The following is a 25,326-nucleotide window of genomic DNA, read 5'->3' as shown; positions in this document are numbered from 1 at the left end:
GATCGCGTCTTGCGTGGTCGTTAAGTAGTGAAGCAGCGCACCACAAAGGCCGGCGCAGAATAGAAAAACGAGCCGCGCAACATGGTCAGTTGATTCAGGCGATTTCCTTGCAGTAACAGGCGGGGCGCCCGTGCCATTTCATTTCATCATTTCAGGAGACATGTTCATGAGCTGGTTCTACAACTTGAAGATCGCCAAAAAGCTCATCGCCACATTTTTTGCCGTCATCCTGCTGGTCTTTGCGCTCGGTTTCCTCGCGGTGTTCCAGTTGTCCAAGGTAAACAATGCCTCGGGCGACATCGCCACCAACTGGCTGCCCAAGATTCGCAGCCTGTCGCAGATTCAATTGCTGATGGCGCGCATACGCGGCAGCGAAGCGCAGAACATTCTGCTCAAGGATCCCGAAAAAATGGCCGCCAACTCCAAAGGTTCGGATGGCCTGATCGTGACGCTCAAGAAGCTGCAGAAGGACTATGAAGCGGAAATTTCCAGCGAAGAGGAGAAAAGAATTTACGCCGACATCGTGGCGAACGTAGAACAGTTCTTCGTCGTGCACAGAAAGATCGTCTCGCTATCGCAGGATGGCAAGAAGGACGAGGCGCAGGAAGTCAACGTCGCCTCCTCCGCGGACTATCAGAAGGCGCTGGCTTCCATCGAAAAGGCGGTGGCGCTCAATGACGCGGGCGCCCAGCAATCGAATATCCTGGCAGATACCACTTACAGCAGCGCGCGCGTCGGCATCTTCGCCTTGCTGGCGGCCTGTGTGGTGTTCGCGCTGGTGTTGTCGATGTGGATTGCGCGCCTGATTTCACGGCCGCTCAATTCTGCGGTGACGGTGGCGGAACGTATCGCCGGCGGCGATCTGGCGGTCAGTTTCGAGGCGGCCGGCAATGACGAAACCGGACAACTGATGAAGGCCTTGCAGGCCATGAACCAAAGTCTGCTCAAGATCGTGTCGCAAGTGCGCAGCGGCACCGACACCATCACCACGGCCGCCAACGAAATCGCCACCGGCAATCTGGATTTGTCTTCGCGCACCGAAGAACAGGCCAGCTCGCTGGAAGAGACCGCAGCGGCGATGGAAGAACTGACCTCCACCGTCAAACAGAATGCCGAAAATGCGCGCCAGGCCAACCAGCTGGCGGAGTCCGCTTCGGACACCGCGATCAAGGGCGGCAGCGTGGTGGGCGAGGTGATCGACACCATGCAACTGATCAACGCCTCGTCCAGGAAGATCGTTGAAATCATCAGTGTGATCGACGGCATTGCCTTCCAGACCAACATCCTCGCGCTCAACGCCGCAGTCGAAGCGGCGCGCGCCGGCGAACAGGGGCGCGGCTTTGCGGTGGTGGCTTCGGAAGTGCGTTCGCTGGCGCAGCGTTCCGCCTCGGCCGCCAAAGAGATCAAGACCCTGATCGACGATTCGGTGGCGAATGTGGACACCGGCAGCAAACTGGTGGAACAGGCTGGCACGACGATGTCCGACGTGGTCGCCAGTGTGCGCCGGGTCACCGACATCGTGGCCGAGATTTCCGCCTCCAGTCAGGAGCAGAGCACCGGCATCGAGCAGGTCAATCAGGCGGTGGTGCAGATGGATGAAGTGACGCAGCAAAATGCGGCGCTGGTGGAGCAAGCGGCGGCCGCAGCGGCCTCGATGCAGGATCAGGCCACGCGACTTTCACGCGCGGTGTCCTTCTTCAAGCTGGAGCGCTGAGCGGCTGCTTGATCCATCTCTTCATCTGACGCTGAGGCTTGATCTGACGATCATGCCTTCAAGCCGATGCGGCCGCATTGAAGCGGTCGCGTCTTCCTGATCCCGTGTTCCGCTTCTGAATCGATCTTTTCCTTGTGCTAATCTCGGACGCTGAAATGCAGGACGGCCGCGCATGGTGACGGTTGTCTGACAAAAAGTACGTGCCGCTCGCGGCCACAGAGACCAAGGGGAAAACATGAAAGTTGCAGTGATGGGCGCAGGCGCAGTCGGTTGCTATTACGGCGGCATGCTGGCGCGCGCCGGCCACGAGGTGGTGCTGATCGGCCGGCCGCAACACGTGGAGGCGGTGCAGCGAGATGGCTTGCGGCTGGAAGCCCAGAGCTTTGACGAACGGGTCATGCTGTCGGCCAGCACCGGGCCGGCTGCTGTGCGAGGCGCCGAGCTGGTGCTGTTCTGCGTGAAGTCCACCGACACCGAAGCGGCCGGTGCGCAACTCTTGCCGTTTCTGACGCCGCAGACCTTGCTGCTGACGCTGCAGAACGGCACCGACAATGCCGATCGTCTGCGCACCGTGGTGCCGCAGGAAGTGGCGGCGGCGGTGGTGTATGTCGCCACCGAAATGGCCGGCCCCGGCCACGTCAGACATCATGGTCGCGGCGAACTGGTGATCGAGCCCTCAAGTGCGAGCGCGGCGGTGGCGCAGACGCTGATTGCGGCCGGCGTGCCGACCGAAGTTTCCGATAATGTGCGCGGCGCGCTGTGGGCCAAGCTGATTCTGAACTGCGCCTACAACGCCTTGTCCGCCATCACGCAACTGCCTTACGGCAGGATCGTGCAGGGCGAAGGCGTCAAGGATGTGATCGCTTCGCTGGTCAGCGAATGCACGGCGGTGGCGCAGGCGGAAGGGGTGATTCTGCCGCCGGATATCGACGGCGCAGTGCGCAAGATCGCCGCCACCATGCCGACGCAATTCTCATCGACGGCGCAGGATCTGGCGCGCGGCAAGCGCAGTGAAATCGATCATCTGAACGGCTTCATTCTGCGTCGCGGCGAAGCGCTGGGCGTGGCGACGCCGGTCAATCGCGTGATGCATACGCTGGTCAGGCTGCTGGAGAGCAAGCAGGCCTGAATAAGGGGGGGGCGGCGCCCGGTCCGGCTTGATCGCCATTTCAGAGGTCGGCATCTCCTGCCGTGGCACAGGCTCAGAGCGTGTCCGAAAACACCGCGAGCAAGCCCGCCAATAGCGCCGCCAGCAGCATCAGACAGGTCCACATCCTGCCGGCGCTGCGCATGCTGAACACCCACATCGCAAACAACGCGTAGAACAGAAAGCTGAGCAGGGTGGCGATCAGCACGCCCTCTGCCCGCGTCAGCGGCGAGATCGCCGGAATCGCGATCGCCAGCAGCGCTGCCGTCATGGCGGCCAGCAGATAGCCGCCGGCGATGGCGGCGAGCATGCGTCCGACAATTTCCCAGCGATAATGCCGGCCGCGATTTTTTCCGCCGCTGTTGCTGGTGCCGCTCATGCATTCCCCTCCCGTGCGCTGCGCGCCGTCTGCGCTTTTTCATTCATCGCGGTTCTGGTGGTGAGTCTGCGCAAGATCAGCAGGAACAGCAGGCCGAAGCCCAGTGCCGTCAGTTCGACGCCGGCGCGTTGCCAGTCGCCCTGCAACAGATAGAAGCCGAGCTGTTGTCCGGTGCTCAGCCAGTTGAGCAGCGGCAGCGCCAGACAGAGCGCGGCGGTGGCCGCCAGTTGTTCGATCCATGCTTTGCCGGCAGGCCGCAGCGCGGCATGCAGCAGGCTGGCCAGCCACACATAGAAGAAGGCGCTGATTTCAAGCTGGGCGCGGCCGGCGAGGTCGGCGGGGATCAGACGGTTGGCGTAGAAATAGCCGACGCAGGCCAGGCAGGTTCCGATGATCGCGGCGATGTTCAGCACGTCGACGCAGCGATAGACCAAGGCCGTGCCGGCGCCGAATTCCATCAGGCTTTTCTTTTGCCGTTTGATCGCGAACAGCAGCGTGCCGGTGGCGATCATCACACTGCCCATCAGGCCGCTCAGGAAGTACAGCCACTTGATGCCCCAGCCGCCGAAGCTGGCGATGTGCAGGCGCTCCAGGACGCCATGGATGTGTTCGCTGGAAAATTTTTCGGGTGGACCGGATTTCTGCAATTGCACAATCTTGCCGCTGGCCGCTTCAAGCAGCAGCACGCCGTTTTGATTGAGGATGGCTGTGCTGTCGTGATCCGTGCCGTCGCCCAGCAGGCGTATCTTCATGCCGGGCTTGCCTGCCTGTTCGACAACGATGCGGCGGATCTCGCCGCCGGTGAGTGCGCGCGCCTGCTGCAACAGCGGCGTCAGATCGGGCCGCTGAGCTGAGGTCGGCGCGACGCTGCTCACATTGCCGGTCTTGCCGGTCGCAGCAGCCGCGGCATTTGCAGCGTCAGCATGCGTCAGTTCATTCTGGAATCGTTGATATGCCTGAGTATCGTCGCCGTAGACCGCGCGCAGCGGCAAGGGCACATAGCTGCTGTAGAAATAGCTGAGGCCGGTGTAGACGATCATGAACAGGAAGGGCAGCGCCAGCACCGCGCTGACGTTGTGTGCGTCCAGCCAGGAACGCTGTCCCTTGCCGGGACGGAAGGTGAAGAAGTCCTTGAAGATGCGCTTGTGCACCACCACGCCCGAGATCAGCGCTACCAGCGCGCACATGGCGACCCAGCCGACCACCCAGAAGCCGGGAATGCCGGCATGCAGCATGTAGTGGAAGGACATGAAATGGCGGCCGCCTTCGGTCGCGCGACCCCAGGGCGAGGGCAGCACCGCACCGCTGGCGGGATCGAGCGCGGCCTGCTGCATGCCGGCTTTACCACCGCCGCCGGCGTTCGCGGCGCGCCACGACAGCAGCACGGCGTCGCCGCTCTGCGCGGGCAGGGTGATGATCCACGCGCGCGCCTGCGCAGCATGTTGTGCCAGGTAATGCACTGCCGGCGCCAGCGGATCCGCTGTGGTTGTAGATGAAGTGGCAGATGAGGCAGGCCCGGAGTGCGCAGCCGGCAGTGCCGGACGCGCTTCCATCCAGCGCGTGATCGGCTCACGAAACACGCTCAGGGTGCCGGCCAGGAAGATGGCGCACAGCAGCCAGCCGCAAGTCAGGCCGCACCAGGTGTGCAGCCAGGACATGCTTTGCCGGAAGCTGTCCTTCACGCCGCTCTCCCTGCATGATCCGCCTGCGCCGCCTCTTTCGATGTGGCGCAGGCCCTGCGCTTGCAACTCATGCTCAGAAGTTGCCGCGCAGCGTCAGTGTTGCGGCGCGCGATTCGCCGTAGTAATTGCCGCGCGCGAGCGTGCCGAGCATGCTGTAGTAGCGCTTGTCGAACAGGTTGGTGATGTTGAGTGACGCGCTCCAGTTCTTGTTGATGCGGTAAGCCGTATTCAGATCCCAGACTGCACGTCCGCCTTCGCCCATCATGACGCTGGTATTGTCCTCCGCCGGAAAGGCGTAGCCGGTTTGCGCCGAAACGCCGCCGCCCACGGACCAGCCGCTCAGATCGCCCTGCAGCTTGTAGTTGGTCGACAGGCGCAGCAGATGATGCGGCGTTTCCGCACTGATGCTCTGCCCGGCGTCATTGCGGCTGACCACGAAAGTGTAGCCGGCGGCGACGTTCCAGCCGCGCGTCAGCTCACCGCTGATTTCAGTTTCGAAACCATGGCTGCGATAGGTGCTGCCGTTGATGTAGCAATCGGTGGAGGCCAGCGAGTTGGGACAGTTGCCGAGATTGGCGTTGTCGATCACCGCGATGTTGTCCTTCTTCACGCTGAAGACGGCGGCCGAGAAATTCAGACGGCCGTCATAGAACTCGCCCTTGACGCCGGCTTCGATATTGGAGCCTACCGCCGGCTTGAGTGCTGCGCCGGATGCGGTCTGGTAAGAGCTCTGCGGCTGGAAGGTATCGGTATAGCTGGCATACACCGACCACTGCTTGTTCAGGTCATAGACCAGCCCGGCGTAAGGCGTGAATTCGCTGTCCTGCTTGTAATCACTGGTCTTGTTGCCGGTGAGGCGGCTGACCGCCTGATACTTCACCCAGCTCAGACGCCCGCCCAGCAGCAGATGCAGCGGCTCTGCCAGTTGCAGGCGGGTGCTGCCATACACGCTGTAGCGCTCGTCGCGCGTATCGGAGTCATCGCTCCAGACCGGTGCCGCAGTTGGTTCGGCGATAGCGGAGTGATTGGTATCGAAGACATTGATGGCCGTGGTGCTGCTGCGCGACGCACTCTTGGAGTTGCTGCGCACTTTCGACATGTCGGCGCCGACCATCAGTTGATGGGTTCCGCCCAGCGCCTGGAAGCTCCCGGTGACATTGGCGTCGACGCTGTCGCTGATGACCGTCAGTTGCTTGTAGTACAGGCTGTAGAAGCGCGCGCCGGACAGTGTGACCGGATCAACCGCGCCACGCGGAAGGGCCAGCTTCTGATTGAGGCTGCCTTCGGAGTGGTTGTATGAAAGCTTGGCCTTCCAGTCGCCGCCCAGTTTGTGTTCGACGTCGCCGAAGAATTCATTCACGTTGGTGGTCTGGCGGTTCCAGTCCTGCACCAGCGCGGTGGAGCGTGAGACATCCAGCGCGTTGCCGTTGCTGTAGCGCGGCAGGCCGAACAGCCACAGACCGTCGATGGTGTTTTCCTGATGGCGGAAACCTACCGCCAGTCTGGTGTCGCGGCTCAGATCCGCTTCCAGAACGCCGTACAGCAAGGGTTCACGCGAATGCGTGACGTCGTAGAAATACTTGCGATCCTGATAGGCCGCGACCACGCGTCCGCGCAGCGTGCCTTCGGCATTGATCGGGCCGCCGGCATCGACTTCGGTACGGTAGTTATCAAAGGAGCCGATGCTGGTGGTGACGTCGAAATGTCTTTCCGCGCGCGGGCGCTTGCGCACCAGATTTACCGCGCCGCTGGGATCGGCCGCGCCGACGATCAGGCCGGCTGCGCCGCGCAGGATTTCGACACGGTCATAGATCGCCGTGTCCATCGGGAACCAGCCGGTCGGATCGTAGGCGGTGCCGGGAATGCCATCCTGCAGATAGTTGCTCAGGGCGAAGCCGCGCACCATGAAGGTGTGCGAACCGAAATTGCGCTGCGACTTGGTAAAGCCGGTCGCCTGCGCCAGCACCTGATCCAGCTGCACCAGATTCTGGTCATCCATCTGCTGGCGCGTCACTACCGTGACCGATTGCGGCGTTTCGCGCAGGGATTGGTTCATCTTGCCGATGCTCACGGCGCGCGTGGTGTAGGAGCCGCTCTGCTCGGTGGTGGCAGTGCGTTCCGCTTCGCCGCTGACGTTGACCGTCGGCAGCGATTGCGATGCCTCCTGCGCTGCCGCTTCGATGCGGCGCAGCGAGTAAGCGCCATTGCTGCCGCGCACCGGGCTCAGTCCCTGACCCTTGAGGATTTCGGCAAAGCCTTCGTCGATGCTGAAATTGCCTTTCAGGCCCGGACTGTTCTTGCCGGCGGTGAGTGCGCCGTCCATCGACAGTTCGATGCCGGTGGCGCCGGCGAAGCGGTTCAGGGTCTGATCCAGCGATCCCGGCGGCAGTTGCAGTTCATAGCGGGTGGCGGCTGCGGCAGTTTGCGCATAGGCGTCCTGAATATTGAGCGTGCCGGCGATGCCGGTCGCCAGGCCCAGACAGATCAATGTTCTGGCGGCGATCACAACGGCCCGGGGCCGGTTCAAGCCCGATGGCCTTGTCCCTGCATGATCGATGCTGCTGCCCGTTATTTGTGCGTGGCCGTAGCGCGCGGTGATTTTCCCCTGCCCCATGTTGTCCTGCCCTTTCGTTTAAGGATATTTGCGTGTTCGTTCTTGTTGTTTCCGAACGAGAAAGCGAAACCCTCAATCGCGGAGCAAAAATATTTTAAAAATGGGGATGGTTTCAGCGCGGCAATACCGTGACCCAATAGCGGGTGCGATAGCTCAGCTGCAGCGGCAGACCCAGCGTCAGGTTTTGCAGCGAGCGGTCGGTGTCGCGCAGCGAAAACACGCCGCTGACTTTCATGTCGGCGATCTCCGGCGCACAGCGCAGGATGCCCGGACGATAGCGTCCCAGCTCGTCGATAAAGGCCTGGATCGGCATCTGCTCCGCCACCAGCACGCCGCGCGACCAGCTCGCCGTGTTTTCGCCCAGCGTTTCGATCGGCCCGCTCAGCGCCGCCGAAAAGTCGAGACGCTGGCCGGCATCGAGGCGGATGAGCTGATCCGGGTGTTGGCGCGGGCGTATCTCCACCGCGTCCTGCAGCACGGCAACGCTGGTTTGCTGATCTTGCTGGCGCACCACGAAGCGGGTGCCGAGCGCGCGGATGCCGCCGTCGCGCGCGTGCACCGACAAGGGCCGGTACTGCGCCGCGTTGTCGGGCGCAGTGCTCACCAGAATCTCGCCGGCGCGCAGCAGAATGCGGCGCTCACTGCTCGTGTAATCGATGTCGATGGCGCTGTTGGTATTGAGCACCACCTGGGTGCCGTCGGGCAGGCTGAGGTTGCGGATTTCGCCGACTGCGCTGGCGTAATCCGAAGACAGCAGGCGCCAGGTGTCGCTGCGCCGGATCAACTGGGTGCTGCCGCCGGCGGCCAGCGCCAGCCCGAGCATCTGCAGGCTCTTGCGGCGCGTCAGCATGATTTTTTCAGGCGCCGATTTCAGCGCATGGCGCGCCGCCGGATCGGGCATGGCGGAAAACTTCTGCTCCATGCTCTGCAGTCTTTGCCAGGCGCGTTCATGTTCTGGATGTTGCTGGCGCCAGTGCGCGCAGGCTGCGGTGTCGGCCGCGCTGACATCGTCCGACCACAGGCGCGCCATCCAGCGCGCCGCCTGCTGCACGATGGCTTGATCAATGGCCTGTCTGGAGGTCTGGCCGGTTCGTTGCGCAGTTTCTTCGAACTGTCCGATGGCGCCAGTTTCGCGATGGCTCACGGGCTGCTTTCGTACAGCGCCAGATAGCAGGCTTGCAGCGCCGTCACCATGTATTTCTCGACCGATGAGAGCGACACGCTCAGTTCGCGCGCAATCTCGCCGTAACTCAGGCCATCCAGTTTGCATAACAGAAAGGCGCGCCGCACCTTGGGGGCCAGTCCGTTCAGGATGCGATCCAATTCCAGCAGGGCTTCAATCGCCAGCGCCCGCGTTTCTTCGGAAGGCGCCTGCGCCTCGGGCAATAAAGCCAGCGCGTCCAGATAGGCGCGCTCGATGCCGCGCCGCCGGAACAGGTCGATCATCAGACCGCTGGCGATCTGGGTCAGATAGCGGCGCGAATCCTCGGCCGCCGGCTGCGTGCCCTTGTGCAGGATGCGTGCATAGGTGTCATGCGCCAGATCGGCCGCGTCCCAGGCATTGCCCAGCCGCGCGCGCAACCAGCCCCGCAACCAGTTGCTGTGGTCTTTGTAGAGGCTTTCGATGGCTTGGCTGGGCGCGTCGACGATGGGCATGGCCGCTGGAGGGAAATTCTAGAAGTCCCTCAAATAATATTGAGAATAATTCTCGATTATAGTGTTGGCCCGGACGGCAAGGCAAACAAAGAACCGGAAAAGGAGCAAGCCCGGCATGTGCTGCAAATACCCATGTCAGGCGATTTTTGTACAGGAGTGCATGCTTGCAGGCCTTGAAAGCGGGCCTTGCAGCAGCGACAAGAGCCGCATGCGGCAGGGCTGATCCGGCGATTCATCCCGCGCGTGATCCCACGCTGGTGAAGGCCGCGTACAATGTCGCTTTCGCGCAACGTGCGCGGCTGCAGCTTGATCCGGACCGGTTGGTCGAAGCATGATGCCGGATTCGCTGACGCGTTTGAGCGCTCAGTCAGGCGGTCGGCCGGCGTCTTGCGACGGCAGACAGAAATACATTCAGGACGCGACGGAGGGAACGCATCTGGTGGTAGCGGCAGCATCCAAATCCAGCAAAGGCTGGTTCATCGGCAAACATTGGCGCGGCGATTATTCGCTGGGACGCTCGTATTGGCTTCACACTGTGCTGCTGGCATCGCTGATGCCGGCGTTCACGATTTCGCTGCTGGCGCGGCTGACCAACAACATGCCGGCGCGCTATGGCGTGACCGGGGTGCTGGTCATCGCCGGCTTCAGTTACATCAGCTGGTTGTGGGGCGTGGTCGGTTGCTGGCGTTCCGCCAATCGCCATGTCGCGCGCGGCGGTCGTCGCTGGGCCGTGATCATGGCCAAGCTGATGATCGTGTTCGGCGCCTTCAGTCTGGGCTCCAGCAGCTGGCACGCCACCGGCTCTTTCCGCGAAATGCTGGAGATCGCGCGCGGCAAGCAGCTCGGCCCGCCGGTTACTTATCAGGTGCGCGCCGGCGGCAAATCCATCCTGCTGCAAGGCGGCATGAACGATGGCGCGGCCGACGGACTGGCGCGCGCGCTGGATGCTGCGCCCGAGGTCACTACCGTGGTGCTGTACTCGGCCGGCGGCTGGGTGCGCGAGGGCAAACTGGTGGCCGATGTGATTGCCGGTCGCGGCCTCAACACCTATGTCGAACAGGAATGTTCCTCGGCCTGCACGCTGGCTTTTCTGGCCGGCCGCGATCGCGCCATCGATCCGCATGCACGGCTGGGTTTCCATACGCTCTATACCGTCGGCGGCGATGACCGCATCAACAAGCCCTTCGATCGCGCGCTGACGCAGCAGACTTATTCCCACTTCGGCCTGCCCTACGATTTCATCGAACGCATCGCTGACACGCCGCAGAGCGGCAGCTGGTATCCGACCATTCCCGAGATGTTGCGCGCCACTGTGCTGACCCGCATCAGCGCCGGCGGCGAGACCACGGTGCTGGCCACCATGGCCGCCACCCGCGAGGATCTGGCCAATGAATTCCGCAAGAGCGCCTTGTTCAATCTGCTGGCCAGACACTATCCGCTGGAATTCAAGCGCATTGTCGATCTGGCCTGGACGCGCGCGCAGGCCTCTGCCACCGACAATGAAATCCTGGCCGCCAGCCGCGAGCAGCTGGGCATGGTCACGCGCCGTCTGCTGCCGATTGCCTCCGACCGCGCACTGGCGGAATTCCAGCAACTGGTGCTGGATCAGGCCGAAGCCCTGCGCATCAAGAGTGCGACCGCCTGCACCGAACTGATCTTCCCCGGCGCGCGTGCCAGCAACAGCGGCGCCGGGCCGCAAGCCTTGCTGCCGCCGGATTTCGCTGCGCGTGAAATGAAGGTCACGATGACGCTGATCAGCGACAGCGATCCGCTCAATGCGCGCCGTTTTACCCAGCGCGAAAAAGCCGCCGCGCTGCGCAAGGCGCTGAGCAGTCTCTCGCGCGATGAGTTGAAACTGCTGTCCTCGCCGGCCGCGCGCGTGGGCAATCCGGTTGCCACCTGCAATGCCACGGTGGCCTATCTGCAGGCCGTCAACAATCTGCCGGAAGACGAACGCGCCACGGTGTTTCGCATGCTGTATTCGCAGGACGAAAAAAAGCCCGCCGAAGCGGGCTGAAAAACCACGGGGGAAATCTTCGTCACTTCAGGAAGCGCCGCCTTGCCTTGGCAGTGGCGGCTTTTTCTTTGCCTGAAGCGCTTGCGGCCGGAACTTACAGTCCCAGAAAATCCATTTTGCCCAGCTTCACGCCCTGATTGCGCAGGATGCCGTAGGCGGTGGTGACGTGGAACAGGAAATTCGGCAGGCCGAATTGCAGCAGATAGTCCTGGCCTGTCATCACGCGCTCTTCGCCGCGCAGCTTCATTTTCACTTCACGCTGTTCCTGGCCGTCGACCTGATCGGCAGTGACGCTTTCCAGAAACACGATGGTCTTGTTGATGCGCTGCTGCAGGTCGTCGAAGCTGACTTCTTCATCGGCGAAGCTGGGGGCGGCGGCGCCGGACAGTCTGGTTGCAGTGGCCTTGGCGGTGTCGCTGGCGCGCTGGATCTGGCCCGAGAGCGGGAACATGTCTTCGTACAGGCGGGCGCCGATCAGTTGTTGCGGATCGAGCTTGTGTTCGTCGGCGTGCTGTTCGGCTTTGTCGAGCAGGGTGGAGAGGGTTTGCAGGCCGTGGATGAGGACGGGGATGCTGGTTTGGTGGAGGGTGATGGACATGATGTTGGCCTTTTCTATGTTGGGTTCTCTGTTTGTTTTTTGCGTTGCGTGTTGGCGATGCTGTTTTTTCTTCGGACGGGCTCAGTTGCCGGGGATTCCCGTCGTCACGCTGTAAAAAATGGGAAGGGAAACAAACTCGCTGCGCTCAGACAAGTTTCCCTTCTGATCCATTTTTTACACCGCGCCGCCGGCTGGCCCACAAGGGGACTTCTTTTAACCGCCTCGCCTTCGGCTTCGGGATTTTTGCTCGCCTGCGGCTTTGCTACATCAATGTTTGCTCGTTACTCTGCCGACGACACTTGCGTGGTTGCCTGCGCGTTGCCCCATCCGCCGCCCAGTGCGCGGATCAGGTTGACGGTGGAACGGGCGCGTTCACCGTCGAGCTGGACTGCTGCGCGTTGCTGTTGCAGGACGGTGCGGTCGGCGTCGATGACGTTGAAGAAGCTGACCGAGCCTTCGCGGTATTGCACGTGCGAGAGCTTGGCGGCGCGGGCTGAGGCTTGTACCGCGTCGTCCTGGGCCTTGGTCTGGTCGCCCAGGATGCGCAGGTTGGCGAGGTTGTCTTCCACTTCGCGGAAGGCGTTGAGCACCGTGCCGCGGTAGGTGGCGACTTGTTCTTCGTAGCTGGCGCGGGCGCGGTCGACGCCGGCCTGGCGGCGGCCGCCGTCGAACAGCGGCATGCTCAGGGCGGTACCGACCAGCGGGCCCAGCAGGAAGGTGCGGCTGGACCAGTTGAACAGATCGCCCAGTTGCGCCGATTCATAGCCGAAACCGCCGGTCAGGTTGAGGCTGGGGAAGAAGGCCGATTTGGCAACGCCGACGCGGGCGTTGGCCGCCGCCATCGAACGCTCGGCAGCGGCGATGTCGGGCCTGCGTTCCAGCAGCGCCGAGGGCAGGCCGGCCGGGACGTTGAGCGACAGGCGGGTCAGCGGACGCGGCGCGAAATTGAATTCGGCCGGGGTTTGTCCCAGCAGCACCGCCAGCGCGTGCTCGGCGGTGGCGCGGCTGCGCGCAATGCCCAGCGCCTCGGATTGGGCCGAGGCCAGTTCGGATTTGGCGCGCGCCACATCCACTTCGCTGATGTCGCCTTCATCGAAACGGCGCTGCACCAGCTTCAGCGATTGCGAACGCAGCTCGACCGTGCCGCGATACAACTCCAGCGCCGCATCCAGTTCGCGCAGCTGGAAATACTGTTGCGCGACGTCGGCCTGCAAGGCCAGCAGCACCGAGTGGAACAGCGCTTCGCTGCGCTGGGCGTCGGCGGTGGCGGCATCGACTGTGGACGAGACGCGACCGAACAGATCCACTTCATACGAGACGCCGACCTGCGCCCGGTACAGCGTGGTGGGCGAGGTGTTGGCGTCGGCCGGCAGACCTTGCGAGGCCGGCGAGGTGCGTTGACGGGTGGCGCCGATGCCGGCGTCCACCTGCGGGAAATAACCCGAGCGCGCATCGCGCGTCAGCGCCCGCGCCTGGCCGAGCCGGGCCGCAGCCGCCTTCAGATCCTGATTGGCTTGCTGGGCACGATCTTCCAGCGCATTCAGGCTGTCGTCGTTGAAGATCTTCCACCATTCGCCGCGGGCGATGTCTTCAGCGGGTTGTGCGGCCTTCCATTGGCTGCCGTTTTCGCCGGTCTGTGGCGCTGCGGCTTCCTTGAAGGCGGCCGGCGTATCTACCGCCGGCCGTTCGTAGGTCGGCGCCACCGAGCAGCCGGCCAGCACCAGCAGCGCCGCCAGCAAAGCCGAGCTGATGCGTGCAGGGCGGACCAGCTTGCCCAGAAGGGCCTGGGCGCCATGTGCATTCGTATTGTCGAAATTCATTTTCTTACTCCAGATTGAGTCGGCTTGGCGTGGTTCAGCGGTTGTCCTGCGGGCCGGGCAGGGCATGGCTTTCGACATGCGTGCCAGCGGTCAGCGGCGCTGCGTGCTGCGAGGCCGAGTGCAGCTTCTTGCTGCCGCCCAGCGTGCGCAGCAACACGTAGAACACCGGCGTCAGGAACAGACCGAACAGGGTCACGCCCAGCATGCCGAAGAACACCGCGATACCCATCGCATAACGCATTTCCGAACCGGCGCCGGACGAGGTGATCAGCGGCACCACACCCATGATGAAGGCGATCGAAGTCATCAGGATAGGACGCAGACGCAGGCGGCTGGCATCGATCGCAGCGCGGATCGGGGTGCTGCCCTGCATTTCCAGTTCACGGGCGAATTCCACGATCAGGATCGCATTCTTCGCTGACAGGCCGACCAGCACCATCAGGCCGATCTGCGTGAAGATATTGTTGTCGCCCTTGGTCAGCCAGACGCCGGTGAGGGCCGCCAGAATGCTCATCGGCACGATCAGGATCACGGCCAGCGGCAGGGTCAGGCTTTCATACAGCGCAGCCAGCACCAGGAACACCAGCAGCACGCTGATCGGGAACACCCACACGCCGGCATTGCCTGCCAGGATTTTCTGATACGTCAGGTCGGTCCATTCAAAGCGCACGCCGCGCGGCAGAGTGGCAGCCGCCACACGTTCTGCAGCTTTTTCAGCCTGATCCGACGAGTAGCCGGGCGCCGGGCCGCCGTTGATGTCGGCCGCAGTGAAGCCGTTGTAGCGCACCACCATTTCAGGGCCGAAGGTCTGCTTGACCTTGACCACCGAAGACAGCGGCACCATGTCGCCGGCGGCATTGCGTGTCTTCAGCTGACCGATGTCGTCGGCGGTGGCGCGGAACGGCGCATCAGCCTGAGCCCGCACCTGATACACGCGGCCAAAGCGGTTGAAGTCATTGACGTACAGCGAGCCCAGATAGATCTGCATGGTGTTGAATACATCGGTCACCGGAATGCCGAGCTGCTTGGCCTTCACGCGATCAAGGTCGACGTCCAGTTGCGGCACGTTGATCTGATAGCTGGAGAACATCGGGCCCAGCGCCGGTTCCTTGGCGGCGGCCTTGATGAAGGCTTGCGCTGCGGCGTCGAGTTCGGCGTAACCGACTGCGCCATGATCTTCGATCTGCATCTTGAAGCCGCCCAGCGTGCCCAGACCCATCACCGGTGGCGGCGGGAAGACGGCGGTGAAGGCTTCCTTGATGCCGCCGAATTTCTTGTTCAGCGACATGGCGATGGCATTGCCCGACAGTTCCTTGCTCTTGCGCTCTTCGAAGGGCTTCAGGCCGACGAACACGATACCGGCGGAGGAACTGTTGGTGAAGCCGTTGATCGACAGGCCGGGGAAGGCAATCGCGCTATCCACGCCCGGTTCTTTCAGCATGATGTCGCTCATCTTGCGCATCACGTCTTCGCTGCGGTCGATCGAAGCGCCGTTGGGCAACTGCGCAAAGGCCACCAGATATTGCTTGTCCTGGCCCGGCACGAAACCGCCCGGCACCAGATAGCCGATACCCACGGTGGCCGCCAGCAGCACTGCATACACCGCCATGGTGCTGCCCTTGCGCTTGATCACGCCGGTCACGCCGCGGCCGTAGCCGTCGGAAGCGCGGTTGAAGAAGCGGTTGAAGCGCACGAAGAAACCGCCGAGGAAACGATCCATCATGCGCGTCAGCCAGTCCGGCTTGGCGTGATGATCCTTCAGCAGCAGGGCCGCCAGCGCCGGCGACAGCGTCAGTGAGTTGAAGGCCGAAATCACGGTCGAGATCGCAATCGTCATCGCGAACTGTTTGTAGAACTGGCCGGTGAGGCCGGTCATGAAGGCCAGCGGCACGAACACCGCCACCAGCGTCAGCGCAATCGCGATGATCGGGCCCGAGACTTCCTGCATGGCGCGGTAGGTTGCTTCACGCGGCGACAGCCCGGCCGAGATATTGCGCTCGACGTTTTCCACCACCACGATGGCATCGTCCACCACAATCCCGATCGCCAGCACCATGCCGAACAGCGACAGCGCGTTGATGGTGTAGCCGAAGCCCAGCATCAGGGAGAAGGTACCGATGATCGATACCGGTACCGCGAGCAGCGGAATGATGGAGGCGCGCCAGGTCTGCAGGAACACGATCACCACGATCACCACCAGCAGAATCGCTTCCAGCAGGGTGTGCACCACGGCTTCGATGGAAGCGCGCACGAACTGGGTCGGGTCATACACGATGCGGTATTCGACCGAGGCCGGGAAATCCTTGGCCAGATCCTTCATCGCCGCGCGCACTTGGGTGGACACATCCAGCGCATTCGAACCCGGCGCCTGGAAGATAGGAATCGCCACCGCCGGTTTGTTGTCCAGCAGCGAGCGCAGGCCGTATTCGGACGCCGCCAGCTCGACCCGGGCCACATCGCCCAGCTTGGTGATGGCGCCGCCGGCGTCGCTCTTCAGAATGATTTCACGGAAGTCTTCTTCGGTTTTCAGACGGCCTTGCGCGTTGACCGACAATTGCACCGGCACGTCAGGCGAGCTGGGCGAGGCGCCGATCACGCCGGCCGCCACTTGCACGTTCTGCTCGCGGATCGACTTGATCACGTCGCTGGCGGTCAGGCCGCGTTGCGCCACCTTGTTGGGGTCGAGCCAGACGCGCATGGCGTAGTTGCCCGAACCGAACAGGCCGACTTCGCCCACGCCCTGAATCCGCGCCAGGCGATCCTTGATGTTGAGCACCGCGTAGTTGCGCAGATAGGTGGTGTCGTAGCGGTTGTCCGGCGAGATCAGGTGGACCACCATGGTCAGCGTCGGCGACGACTTGATGGTCGTCACGCCCAGCCGCTGCACGTCTTCCGGCAGACGCGGCAAGGCTTGCGCCACGCGGTTCTGCACCAGTTGCTGCGCCTTGTCGGGATCAACCCCGAGGCGGAAGTTGACGGTGATGGTCAGATTGCCGTCGCTGTTGGCCTGCGACTGCATGTACAGCATGTTTTCCACGCCGTTGATCTGCTCTTCCAGCGGCGAGGCCACGGTTTCGGCGATGACTTTGGGGTTGGCGCCCGGATACTGGGCCTTTACCACCACCGAAGGCGGCACTACTTCCGGATATTCCGAAATCGGCAGCTGAAACATGGCCAGCACGCCGGCCAGTAGCAGCAGTATCGACAGCACACCCGCGAAAATCGGGCGGTCGATGAAGAATTTTGAGATGTTCATTGGGGTTCCCTGTTCAGCTTTCCGGATGCGGCGGCCGCGCCATGCCAGCGTGGCGTCGCCGCATTCCGGACTTCCCTGTTTTTGCTATTGAGTTGGCGCTATGCCCTGACGATTCCTGCCTCAGGCCGCCGGCTTGGCCTTGGCATCGGCGTCGTTGGCGGCAGCCTTGTCGGCGACCGGCAGCATCGGTACTTCGGTCGGCGTGATGGCGTCGCCCGGACGAATCCGTTGCAGGCCGTTGACGACGATGCGCTCACCCGACTTCAGACCGCTTTCGACCACCACCAGACCGTCCTGCGCCGAACCGACGCGCACCTGGCGGTAGACCGCATGATTGGTCTGATCGGCGACCAGCACGAAACGTTTGTCCTGATCGGTGCCGAGCGCTTTTTCCGCGACCAGCACGGCTTCGCGCGGTGCACCGCCGCCCAGATGAATGCGGGCATACAGACCCGGCAGCAACTGGCCGTCGGCGTTGTCGAACACGGCGCGCACGCGGATGGTGCCGGAGGTGGCGTCGAGACGGTTATCCACCGAACCGACCTTGCCCTGGCGCGAATAGCCGTCTTCATTGGCCAGGCCCAGATACACCGGCACCGAGGTGCCGGCGGCGCGCGCCGGATTCACGTAACGCAGGAAGCTTTGTTCATCGACGTCGAAGGAGGCGTAGACCTTGGCCACCGACACCAGCGTGGTCAGCGGCACGGTGCCGGCGCCCGCAGTCACGACGTTGCCGACCGTGACTTCAGCGCGCGAGATGCGGCCGGCCACCGGCGCCACGATCTGGGTGTATTCCAGATTCAGGCGGGCCACGCGCAGTGCCGCCTTGGCGGCTTGCACATTGGCGGCGGCTTCGCGGGCGGCGTTCTGCTTTTCTTCATAGTCGCGACGGGCGATGGCGTTGTCGCTCAGCAGACGCTGGCCGCGTGCGACGTCGGTCGAGGTGTAGCCGGCGCGTGCTTCGGCGCCGGCCAGTTGCGCTTCGGCGCGTGCCACTTCGGCGGCGTAAGGGCGCGGATCGATGGTGAACAGCACTTCACCCTTTTTGACCAGTGCGCCGTCCTTGAAGTGGACGGCGGTCAGCGTGCCCGAGACCAGCGGCCGGATTTCAACCCGGTCGACGGCTTCGATACGGCCGGAATAGCTTTGCCAGTCAATGATCTTCTTGCCGACGACGGCCGCAACATCGACTCCGGCGGCCGGCGGCGCGGCCGGCGGTGTGCTGGCGTTGGCCGAGATGCCGATGGCGGAAATGGCGCCGCCGACGGTCAGGGCGATCACCGCCAGCACGGTGGCGGTAAGAGCGAAGCGCTTGCGCAGAGTTGTAGGTGTGTTCATGTTATTGACCTCAGAGAGAAGGTTGAAAAGCAAAAGGGATGTAGTCGGTGTTGTTGTGGTCGTCGCCCAGGGCGCGGGCAAAGCGGCAGCGCAGGAAGTTCACGATTTCCTTGAGCAGCGGCAGATGCGTGCGCAGCGCGCCATGGGTGATGCCGGCAAAGCGCGATACCTGGGTCGGCACGCCGGCGCGTATCAGTGCGGCGGCATACTTTTCTGCCTCCTGGCACAGCACGTCGCGCTCGGCGGTGGCGATGAAGGCGGCCGGCAAACCTGCCAGCCGGCTCACTTCCAGCGGCGCCGCGTAGGGGTGCATGCGCTGCATGGTCTGTGGCAGATACTGGCGATAGCTGGCCGCGCATTTCTCGGCCGTCAGGTCGGATTTCAGGTGGTTGGCATCACCCAGCAGGCGCATGCTGGGATCCAGCATGGGGCTGATCAGCACCTGCGCCGCCAGCGGCTTGCCGCAACGGTCGCGGGTCATCATGGTCAGGCTGGCGGCCAGGCTGCCGCCGGCATCGTCGCCGGCCACCACCATGCGGCTGACATCGGCGCGGATTTCGTCGGCATGCGTGCAGGCCCAGACTGCGGCGGCGTAGGCATCTTCGGGCGCCGCCGGGAAGGGTTTGGCCGGCGCCAGCGCGTAACCGACCGACAGCACCACGCTGCTGCTGTAGCGGGCGATGAAGCCGGCAGTGGCATCGGCGTCGTCGAGCGAGCCGCCGACGAAGCCGCCGCCGTGGAAATACATCACCAGCGGCATTTTCTTGCGGGTGCCGGCTTCCTGCGCCGGCGTGTACAGGCGCACCGGAATGCGTCCGAGCGGGCCGGGGACGAAGAAATTGCGGATATCGAGCGGGTGCGAGCCTGGCATGATGGTGTCGCGGTCAAATGACCTTTGTCGGAGAATGAAGCGGATTGTGCGCCACAGCACGGCCCCAAATAAACGCCTATAATTCAACAACACTATTCGCCCGGACCGAACAATCGACGAGCAATAGTTCGTCAGAATACGGCTCAGCGTAGTCTTTTCCGCTGCCGCCTCCTCTGCAAAACAGGCTGTTTCATGGCCCGTTTGTGGCTTCATTCGCAGGTTTTGCAGATGGACGGGATTCAGGTCTGCTCTTGTTTTGAGGGAAATTTGTTGTAATTTGGATGCAAAAGAGCGGAGTTGCCAAAGTGCGGCTTCCTTGTTTTCAGGCCGGCTGGCAAGGGGCTGCGCCAGCCGCCGCAGACTTCGGTGAGCGCCCCGCGTTTGAATCAGTCCGGCCCGGCCGGCACTGAACGAAAGGAGATCGACATGGATCGTTTTCAGGCGATGCAAGTGTTCACCGCTGTGGTGGATGCCAACAGTTTCACGCGAGCAGCAGACAATCTGGATCTGCCGCGCACCACCGTCACCACCATCATCCAGGGTCTGGAAGGCATGTTGCAGGTGCGCCTGCTCAATCGCACCACACGCCGCATCAGCCTGACGCCGGACGGCGCCGCCTACTACGAGCGCTGCATCCGCATCCTGGCCGATGTCGACGAGACCGAAGCTTCCTTCCGCAATGTCACGCGCGGCCCGCAAGGCCGGCTGCGCATTGACGTGCCGGCCTCCATCGGCCGCCTGCTGATGCTGCCCCATTTGTGCGACTTCTACACCAAGTACCCGGACATCGAGCTGGTGATGGGCATGAGCGACAGGCCGGTGGACATGGTGCAGGAGGCGGTCGATTGCGTGATCCGCGTCGGCGAACTGCAGGATTCCTCGATGGTGGCGCGCCGCGTCGGCACTTTCCAGAGCGTGACCTGCGCCTCGCCCATCTACCTCGAACGGCATGGCGTGCCGCACACGCTGGAAGATCTGCAGAGCCATCAGGCGGTGCATTACTTTTCCAGCCGCACCGGTCGCACCATCGACTGGGACTTCATGGTCAACGGCGTGCCGACCGAAATAAAGATGAACGGCAAGCTTTCGGTCAACGACGGCGACGCCTACGTCGCTTGCGCGCTGCAGGGTTTCGGCATGGTGCAGGCGCCGCTGTACATGGTTCAGAACTATCTGGATGACGGTCGTCTGGTGGAAATGCTGGCGCAATGGAAGCCGGTGCCGATGCCGATTTCGGTGGTGTATCTGCATAACCGCCATCTGTCGCCCAAGGTGCGTGCCTTCGTCGACTGGGTGGCCGAACTGTTCGCCACCTGCCCGCTGCACAAGGCTTGCACCATGGGCATGAAGGACGCCGGCGAATGCAAATTCGTCACCGAGGCCGATCCCCACACCACCGTGCGCACGGTCATCGAACAGCACAACATCGCCGAAAGCGTGTTCTGAGAGCGGACTGATTTCGCTGCATGCTTCATCCAGGGCGCCCGCCGGGCAGACATGATCTGCCGGCTTGGCGCCTTCGGTTTTCTGCGGGCAGATTTGTTGCATGCGGCAGTCCTCAGGAAAATGCAGACCCCGATGCCTGCCGCGACGGCTTGGCCGGCGGCTTCAATCGGGGAGTGCGGGATGGGTGTCGGAACGCCGTCGCGCTGCGCTGAAACGGCAGGGCGGTCGGACCAGGAGTCGAGAAGGATTATCTGGCGGCGCAGCAAAAAAAAGTTGCCGAAAGCTGCCAATTTTTTGCCTGATCGTCCGCAGTGCCGGAAAATCAGGCAGTTTGTGCCTGTGCCGTTCAGGTTTGTTTTTTCTGCAAAGGGCGCTCTGATGGCCCTGATTAAAAAGGGATGTCAGGCCTTGATTGACCTGATTGTCCGGGAAAATTGCCTATTCCTGCAAAATCATGGGTGGAGAATCAGGCAGTCCGCTTCTTTGCATTAAGCTGTCCGACTGTCTTCCGTTTCTTCCTCTCATTTCTTATCACGAGGGCCGCATGCAGCTCATCGAGTCCAGCGACACCCATCCCACGCATCAATCTCCTGAAGCCTTCTTTTCGGCTCCGGCCTCTTTGCCACCGCTGCCGAGCGCGGACAACAGTGCCGAGCAACAGGCCTTGGAAGCCGGCCGGCGCGAACTGATTGCGCTGCTGACGCGCCATACCGCGGATCAGGAAGGTTCGCGCGATACCGCGATCCCCGGTTTCTTCGTGCATCGCATCACCAGGCCGGGCGGCCCCCAGCATGCGATTCAGCACGCCATGTTTGCAGTGATAGGACAAGGCTCCAAACGTCTGCTGGTCGGCGACGAGACTTATGAATGCCATCCCATGGATTACATGGTGGCCTCGGTCGATCTGCCGGTGTGCGGCAAGGTCATCATCCACAGCCCGGAAGAGCCTTACATGGGCCTGCGGCTGGATCTGCCGAGCACTGAAATCGGCGAGCTGATCGGCGACGACAAGCTGCCGCCGATTGCCCCGGCCGACCCTTCGCGCGGCATGCACGTCAATCGCCTCGACAGCACTTTGCTGGATGCCACCTTGCGCCTGCTGCGACTGCTCGATGCGCCGCGCGACATTCCGATTCTGGCGCCGCTGATCAAGCGCGAGATCGTCTATCGCCTGCTGATGAACGGCGAGGGCGCGATGCTGCGCCAGACTGTGCTGCACGATAGCCAGATGAACCGTGTCGCCAAGGCCATCCGCATGTTGCGCGAGGGTTTTGCGCAGCCGCTGCGTATCGATGACATCGCGCGCGATGTGCACATGAGCGTGTCTTCGCTGCACCATCATTTCAAGGTGGTGACCGCCATGAGCCCGCTGCAGTATCAAAAGAATCTGCGCCTGCAGGAGGCGCGGCGCCTGATCATTTCCACCGATGCCGGCGTCACCATGGCGGCGCATCTGGTGGGTTATGAAAGCACCTCGCAATTCAGCCGCGAATACAGCCGCCTGTTCGGCGCGCCGCCTTTGCGCGACAAGCGGCGCTGGCTGGAAGAAGAGGCACTCAGTTCTTGAGTTTCCACCCCTGTCCGCAGTCGCTGCGGAATTGATCCAGCCCGCGTGCGCGGCGCGTCAAGCCGCGTTTTCCATAAGCCGCTAGAATCTTCCCTGTTGCGTGCGCGTCGTCCCTGGCTGAGGGCGGTGCGCGGCATTCGACTCATCCTCATTTTCCCGGCCTCGCGCTGTTGCATGAGGGCGGCGGCATCCCCCAAGATAAAAGCTAAGGAGCACAGCATGCAATATCGACGTCTCGGCAAGAGCAATCTCAAGGTATCGGCCCTGTGTCTGGGCAGCATGATGTTCGGCGATCAGACCGACATCGACGAGGCCGGCCGCATCGTCGCCTCGGCGCGCGAGCATGGCGTCAATTTCATCGACACCGCCGATGTCTACACCAAGGGCAAGTCGGAAGAGCTGGTGGGCCAGTTGCTGCGCGGTCAGCGCCATGACTGGGTGCTGGCCAGCAAGCTCGGCAATGCGATGAGCGCGGCGCCGAATCAGTCGCATTATTCGCGCAACTGGATCGTGCGCGAGACCGACAATATCCTGAAGCGGCTGGATACCGACTATCTCGACATCCTCTACATGCATCGCGATTATCAGGATGAAAATCTGGAAGAGGCGATTCAGGCGCTGGGCGATCTGATCCGCAATGGCAAGATTCGCGGCTTCGGCGTGTCCAACTTCCGCGGCTGGCGCATCGCAGAAATCGCGCGTCTGTGCGAAAAGAACAATGTGCCGCTGCCGCTGGTGTGCCAGCCGTATTACAACCTGCTCAATCGCGGCCCGGAAGTGGAAATCCTGCCGGCCTGCGCCAACTACGGTCTGGGTGTGGTGCCGTACAGCCCGATCGCGCGCGGTGTGTTGACCGGCAAATACAAGCCGGGCCAGAAACCGCCGGAAGGCACCCGTGCCGGACGCGGCGACAAGCGCATGATGGAAACCGAGTTCCGCGATGAATCCCTGCAAATCGCCGAGCGTCTGCAGCAGCACTGCGAAGCGCGCGGGGTCAAGCTGGGGCAATTTGCGACCGCCTGGGTGCTCGCCAATTCGGCCATCAGCAGCGTGATCGCCGGCCCGCGCACGCTGGCGCAGATGGAAGATTATTACGCGGCGGTGGATCTGAAGATCACGGCGGAAGAGGAGGAGCTGGTGGATAGTCTGGTCACGCCGGGCCATGCATCGACGCCGGGTTACAACGATCCGAGCTATCCGTTTTTCGGGCGGCTGACAGTGAAGTAATCAGTGCTTCGCGGTTTTTCAGGCGCCCGCTTTATTGTGCGGGCGACCTGAATGCAGACAGTGCGGCTCAGTTTTGTACGCGTGTCATCAGGTGGCTAGCCGCATGATGACGCGCGTTTTCTTTTTGTGCTGCGGGTTGTAGCTCTGGGTTTGCGCTTCGGCCTGCGCCGGGGTCGTGTCGTGCAGGCACAGATTGAGCAGCATGAAATGGCTTTGCATGGACATGTCGCGCCCGGCGCTGCAAGCCCAGCGCGGCGCGTTCGGCGCGTTCTTCAAGGGCTTGCTGCCGTCCATCATGGTTTCATCTGCTTTGTTCCGGGCGCCGTCGGCCATTGGCGTCTGCTCGCCCAGCTCGACTTGCAGCCGCTCTGCCGGCATCTGCTGCGTAATTTTCAGGCGCTTCCCGCTGTCCCGGATTTCCCGGATTTCCTGATAGGCGGAGAATGGCTGCGTGCTTCCGGGGGCGGTATTGCGCGCTGTGCCGGGGCGCGCTTCACAACCGTTTTCCACACTCATGTCCATGACGTCGATGGCGGGCGCGTCGGCATCCGCTTTCCTTTCTTTACCTCCGTTTTTGGCTGATGCTTGCGTGGAGGGAAACGGTTTGACCCTGATCCCGTGTTCGGCGGCTTCACGTGCGCAGGCCAGATACAGTTGTTCGGCGTTCAGCGTGTGCGGAAGTCCTGCTGCCGCGGAGAATTGGTCGCCAGGCAGAGGCGTAGTCGGCAAGGCCGATGCGTCAAGATTGCTTGGGGCCGGGCTGCAGGCGCCGAGCAGGAAAGTGCCGCCGGTGAGGATATATGTGAGACTGCATTTCAGTGTGCGCCGCGAGGCCGTGACTGACGGGATTGCTGGTGTTGATGCGTTGGTCGCGCTGGTCGTGCAGGTACTGGATGCTGGCATGATCGACTCCCCTTGGTGGCCCGCAGCGGGAAGGGGAGCGATCTTGCGGCTGCCTCAATCCCTATCGGGTAAGGCAAATTATCCGAATCGACAGCCGTGCTTGATATAGGACTATTCTCAAAATAACTTTATGAGGATGTCGCGAAGGCATTGCTGCGCCATCGCTTTTATTCGGCATCAGCGTAGCGCGGCAATTCTGGCCTGGGCCTCTGCGCGCAGCAATTGGATATCGGTGCCCGGGGCCACCATGTCGAGCCCGTATTCCTTCATGCGCTGCGCCATCTCGACGGTACCGGCGAAGATGCCGATGTATTTGCCCAGTTGTGCACCCAGCGCCACCAGCGACTGGATGGCATCGGTGACCTGCTTGTCTTTCCAGTTGTCCGGCGCCAGTCCCATGTCGATCGCCAGATCGGCCGGGCCGATGAAGATGCCGTCCAGATCCGGCACCGACATGATGGCCTCGGCATTGGCCAGACCCAGCTTGGTTTCTATCATCGCCAGCGTCAGCACGGTGCGGTTGGCATGCGTGAAATAATCGGCGCCGCCATACAGCACGCCGCGCGCCGGGCCGTAGCTGCGGCCGCCGCGTGGCGAGTAATGACAGGCACGCACGAATTGTTCGGCGTCCTCACGTGTATTGACCAGCGGGCAGATGATGCCGTAGGCGCCGGCGTCCAGCAGCTTGTTGATTTCGCCCAGGCTGTTTTCGGAGCAGCGCGCCAGCGGCACGGCGCCGGTGGTGGAGATCGCCTGCAGGATGGACACCGCCGCTTCGATCGAGAACAGACCGTGCTGCAGATCGACCGTGACCGCGTCATAGCCGCTGTGCGACAGCACTTCGGCCAGCAGTGAATTGCCCATTGACACCCAGCCGTTGAGGGCCAGTTTTTTGTCGGCGAACAGGGTACGCAGTCGATTTTCCCGCATTGAAGTCTCCATGGTGATGCATCCGGCGGATGCTTAGTCTTGTTTGAGGTCTCGTGTTTCTTGTTCAGTGCCAGCACAGCATGGCACCGCTTTGTTGTCGCACTATGGTAGACGCAATGCGGGGATCTTGCAGAGCATGGCCGCGAAGACCGGAACAGCGC

At 62.5% G+C, this 25,326-nt stretch carries 18 protein-coding genes; 6 read left to right on the top strand and 12 right to left on the bottom strand.

Annotated elements, in window-relative coordinates; all coding sequences use genetic code 11:
* Nucleotides 1-166 precede the first annotated feature (166 nt).
* A complete protein-coding gene (locus tag PQR62_RS10920) occupies nucleotides 167-1,714 on the top strand; it encodes a methyl-accepting chemotaxis protein (protein WP_408157730.1) in 1,548 nt (515 codons plus the stop codon).
* A 235-nt stretch (nucleotides 1,715-1,949) separates the two neighbouring features.
* Nucleotides 1,950-2,843, top strand: a complete 894-nt coding sequence (locus PQR62_RS10915; RefSeq protein WP_408157728.1) for a ketopantoate reductase family protein — start codon at nucleotides 1,950-1,952, stop codon at nucleotides 2,841-2,843.
* 73 nt (nucleotides 2,844-2,916) lie between these two features.
* Here PQR62_RS10915 and PQR62_RS10910 read toward each other — a convergent pair whose 3' ends face one another.
* The 5 genes from PQR62_RS10910 to PQR62_RS10890 all read right to left on the bottom strand — a co-directional run bounded on the left by PQR62_RS10910 (nucleotide 2,917) and on the right by PQR62_RS10890 (nucleotide 9,192).
* The gene (locus tag PQR62_RS10910) at nucleotides 2,917-3,240 is read right to left on the bottom strand and encodes an iron transporter (RefSeq protein WP_408157727.1); all 324 of its coding nucleotides are present in this window, start codon (nucleotides 3,238-3,240) and stop codon (nucleotides 2,917-2,919) included.
* On the bottom strand, nucleotides 3,237-4,898 hold the full coding sequence (locus tag PQR62_RS10905) for a PepSY-associated TM helix domain-containing protein (protein WP_408157725.1): 1,662 nt from the start codon (nucleotides 4,896-4,898) through the stop codon (nucleotides 3,237-3,239). Before PQR62_RS10905 ends, PQR62_RS10910 begins: the two co-directional genes overlap by 4 nt.
* Nucleotides 4,899-4,995: 97 nt before the next feature.
* A complete protein-coding gene (locus PQR62_RS10900) occupies nucleotides 4,996-7,449 on the bottom strand; it encodes a TonB-dependent siderophore receptor (RefSeq protein WP_408157723.1) in 2,454 nt (817 codons plus the stop codon).
* A 199-nt stretch (nucleotides 7,450-7,648) separates the two neighbouring features.
* A complete protein-coding gene (locus PQR62_RS10895) occupies nucleotides 7,649-8,680 on the bottom strand; it encodes a FecR domain-containing protein (protein ID WP_408157721.1) in 1,032 nt (343 codons plus the stop codon).
* Entirely contained in the window at nucleotides 8,677-9,192 is a 516-nt protein-coding gene (locus tag PQR62_RS10890; protein WP_408157719.1) for a sigma-70 family RNA polymerase sigma factor, read from the bottom strand. Before PQR62_RS10890 ends, PQR62_RS10895 begins: the two co-directional genes overlap by 4 nt.
* A 355-nt stretch (nucleotides 9,193-9,547) precedes the next feature.
* On the opposite strand from PQR62_RS10890, the gene PQR62_RS10885 reads away from it, so the two are divergent.
* Nucleotides 9,548-11,209, top strand: a complete 1,662-nt coding sequence (locus PQR62_RS10885) for a COG3904 family protein (protein ID WP_408157717.1) — start codon at nucleotides 9,548-9,550, stop codon at nucleotides 11,207-11,209.
* Between the two features lie 94 nt (nucleotides 11,210-11,303).
* On the opposite strand, the gene PQR62_RS10880 is transcribed toward PQR62_RS10885, so the two are convergent.
* The 5 genes from PQR62_RS10880 to PQR62_RS10860 all read right to left on the bottom strand — a co-directional run bounded on the left by PQR62_RS10880 (nucleotide 11,304) and on the right by PQR62_RS10860 (nucleotide 19,092).
* Nucleotides 11,304-11,807, bottom strand: coding sequence for a DUF1993 domain-containing protein (locus tag PQR62_RS10880; protein WP_408157715.1), 504 nt, complete (start codon nucleotides 11,805-11,807; stop codon nucleotides 11,304-11,306).
* A gap of 281 nt (nucleotides 11,808-12,088) precedes the next feature.
* Entirely contained in the window at nucleotides 12,089-13,627 is a 1,539-nt protein-coding gene (locus PQR62_RS10875) for an efflux transporter outer membrane subunit (RefSeq protein WP_408157713.1), read from the bottom strand.
* 34 nt (nucleotides 13,628-13,661) lie between these two features.
* On the bottom strand, nucleotides 13,662-16,883 hold the full coding sequence (locus PQR62_RS10870) for an efflux RND transporter permease subunit (RefSeq protein ID WP_408157711.1): 3,222 nt from the start codon (nucleotides 16,881-16,883) through the stop codon (nucleotides 13,662-13,664).
* Between the two features lie 120 nt (nucleotides 16,884-17,003).
* Nucleotides 17,004-18,221: an efflux RND transporter periplasmic adaptor subunit gene (locus PQR62_RS10865; RefSeq protein WP_408157709.1), complete on the bottom strand. Its 1,218-nt coding sequence runs from the start codon at nucleotides 18,219-18,221 to the stop codon at nucleotides 17,004-17,006.
* Between the two features lie 10 nt (nucleotides 18,222-18,231).
* Complete coding sequence (locus PQR62_RS10860) at nucleotides 18,232-19,092, bottom strand: alpha/beta hydrolase fold domain-containing protein (RefSeq protein ID WP_408157707.1); 861 nt, start codon at nucleotides 19,090-19,092, stop codon at nucleotides 18,232-18,234.
* Between the two features lie 426 nt (nucleotides 19,093-19,518).
* Between PQR62_RS10860 and PQR62_RS10855 the strand changes: the two genes are divergently transcribed.
* The 3 genes from PQR62_RS10855 to PQR62_RS10845 all read left to right on the top strand — a co-directional run bounded on the left by PQR62_RS10855 (nucleotide 19,519) and on the right by PQR62_RS10845 (nucleotide 23,332).
* Nucleotides 19,519-20,538 (top strand): LysR family transcriptional regulator, encoded by a 1,020-nt coding sequence (locus tag PQR62_RS10855; RefSeq protein ID WP_408157705.1) that lies wholly within the window; start codon nucleotides 19,519-19,521, stop codon nucleotides 20,536-20,538.
* Between the two features lie 544 nt (nucleotides 20,539-21,082).
* Nucleotides 21,083-22,105, top strand: a complete 1,023-nt coding sequence (locus PQR62_RS10850) for an AraC family transcriptional regulator (RefSeq protein ID WP_408157703.1) — start codon at nucleotides 21,083-21,085, stop codon at nucleotides 22,103-22,105.
* A gap of 219 nt (nucleotides 22,106-22,324) precedes the next feature.
* Complete coding sequence (locus PQR62_RS10845) at nucleotides 22,325-23,332, top strand: aldo/keto reductase (RefSeq protein WP_408157702.1); 1,008 nt, start codon at nucleotides 22,325-22,327, stop codon at nucleotides 23,330-23,332.
* An 87-nt stretch (nucleotides 23,333-23,419) separates the two neighbouring features.
* On the opposite strand, the gene PQR62_RS10840 is transcribed toward PQR62_RS10845, so the two are convergent.
* A complete protein-coding gene (locus tag PQR62_RS10840) occupies nucleotides 23,420-24,235 on the bottom strand; it encodes a hypothetical protein (protein ID WP_408157700.1) in 816 nt (271 codons plus the stop codon).
* 177 nt (nucleotides 24,236-24,412) lie between these two features.
* Nucleotides 24,413-25,165 (bottom strand): HpcH/HpaI aldolase family protein, encoded by a 753-nt coding sequence (locus tag PQR62_RS10835; RefSeq protein ID WP_408157698.1) that lies wholly within the window; start codon nucleotides 25,163-25,165, stop codon nucleotides 24,413-24,415.
* Nucleotides 25,166-25,326 lie beyond the last annotated feature (161 nt).

The sequence above is a fragment of the Herbaspirillum lusitanum genome (assembly GCF_046025995.1).
In the GTDB taxonomy this organism is placed as follows: domain Bacteria; phylum Pseudomonadota; class Gammaproteobacteria; order Burkholderiales; family Burkholderiaceae_D; genus Herbaspirillum; species Herbaspirillum lusitanum_A.
This window is presented reverse-complemented; position numbering and strand designations above follow the sequence as displayed.

What these genes read in the sequence shown, in the direction of transcription:
- PQR62_RS10920 (WP_408157730.1), top strand. Translation starts at nt 167, where the DNA reads ATGAGCTGGTTCTACAACTTGAAGATCGCCAAAAAGCTCATCGCCACA.
- PQR62_RS10915 (WP_408157728.1), top strand. Translation starts at nt 1,950, where the DNA reads ATGAAAGTTGCAGTGATGGGCGCAGGCGCAGTCGGTTGCTATTACGGC.
- PQR62_RS10910 (WP_408157727.1), bottom strand. Translation starts at nt 3,240, where the DNA reads ATGAGCGGCACCAGCAACAGCGGCGGAAAAAATCGCGGCCGGCATTAT.
- PQR62_RS10905 (WP_408157725.1), bottom strand. Translation starts at nt 4,898, where the DNA reads ATGTCCTGGCTGCACACCTGGTGCGGCCTGACTTGCGGCTGGCTGCTG.
- PQR62_RS10890 (WP_408157719.1), bottom strand. Translation starts at nt 9,192, where the DNA reads ATGCCCATCGTCGACGCGCCCAGCCAAGCCATCGAAAGCCTCTACAAA.
- PQR62_RS10880 (WP_408157715.1), bottom strand. Translation starts at nt 11,807, where the DNA reads ATGTCCATCACCCTCCACCAAACCAGCATCCCCGTCCTCATCCACGGC.
- PQR62_RS10875 (WP_408157713.1), bottom strand. Translation starts at nt 13,627, where the DNA reads ATGAATTTCGACAATACGAATGCACATGGCGCCCAGGCCCTTCTGGGC.
- PQR62_RS10870 (WP_408157711.1), bottom strand. Translation starts at nt 16,883, where the DNA reads ATGAACATCTCAAAATTCTTCATCGACCGCCCGATTTTCGCGGGTGTG.
- PQR62_RS10865 (WP_408157709.1), bottom strand. Translation starts at nt 18,221, where the DNA reads ATGAACACACCTACAACTCTGCGCAAGCGCTTCGCTCTTACCGCCACC.
- PQR62_RS10860 (WP_408157707.1), bottom strand. Translation starts at nt 19,092, where the DNA reads ATGCCAGGCTCGCACCCGCTCGATATCCGCAATTTCTTCGTCCCCGGC.
- PQR62_RS10855 (WP_408157705.1), top strand. Translation starts at nt 19,519, where the DNA reads ATGGATCGTTTTCAGGCGATGCAAGTGTTCACCGCTGTGGTGGATGCC.
- PQR62_RS10850 (WP_408157703.1), top strand. Translation starts at nt 21,083, where the DNA reads ATGCAGCTCATCGAGTCCAGCGACACCCATCCCACGCATCAATCTCCT.
- PQR62_RS10845 (WP_408157702.1), top strand. Translation starts at nt 22,325, where the DNA reads ATGCAATATCGACGTCTCGGCAAGAGCAATCTCAAGGTATCGGCCCTG.
- PQR62_RS10840 (WP_408157700.1), bottom strand. Translation starts at nt 24,235, where the DNA reads ATGCCAGCATCCAGTACCTGCACGACCAGCGCGACCAACGCATCAACA.
- PQR62_RS10835 (WP_408157698.1), bottom strand. Translation starts at nt 25,165, where the DNA reads ATGCGGGAAAATCGACTGCGTACCCTGTTCGCCGACAAAAAACTGGCC.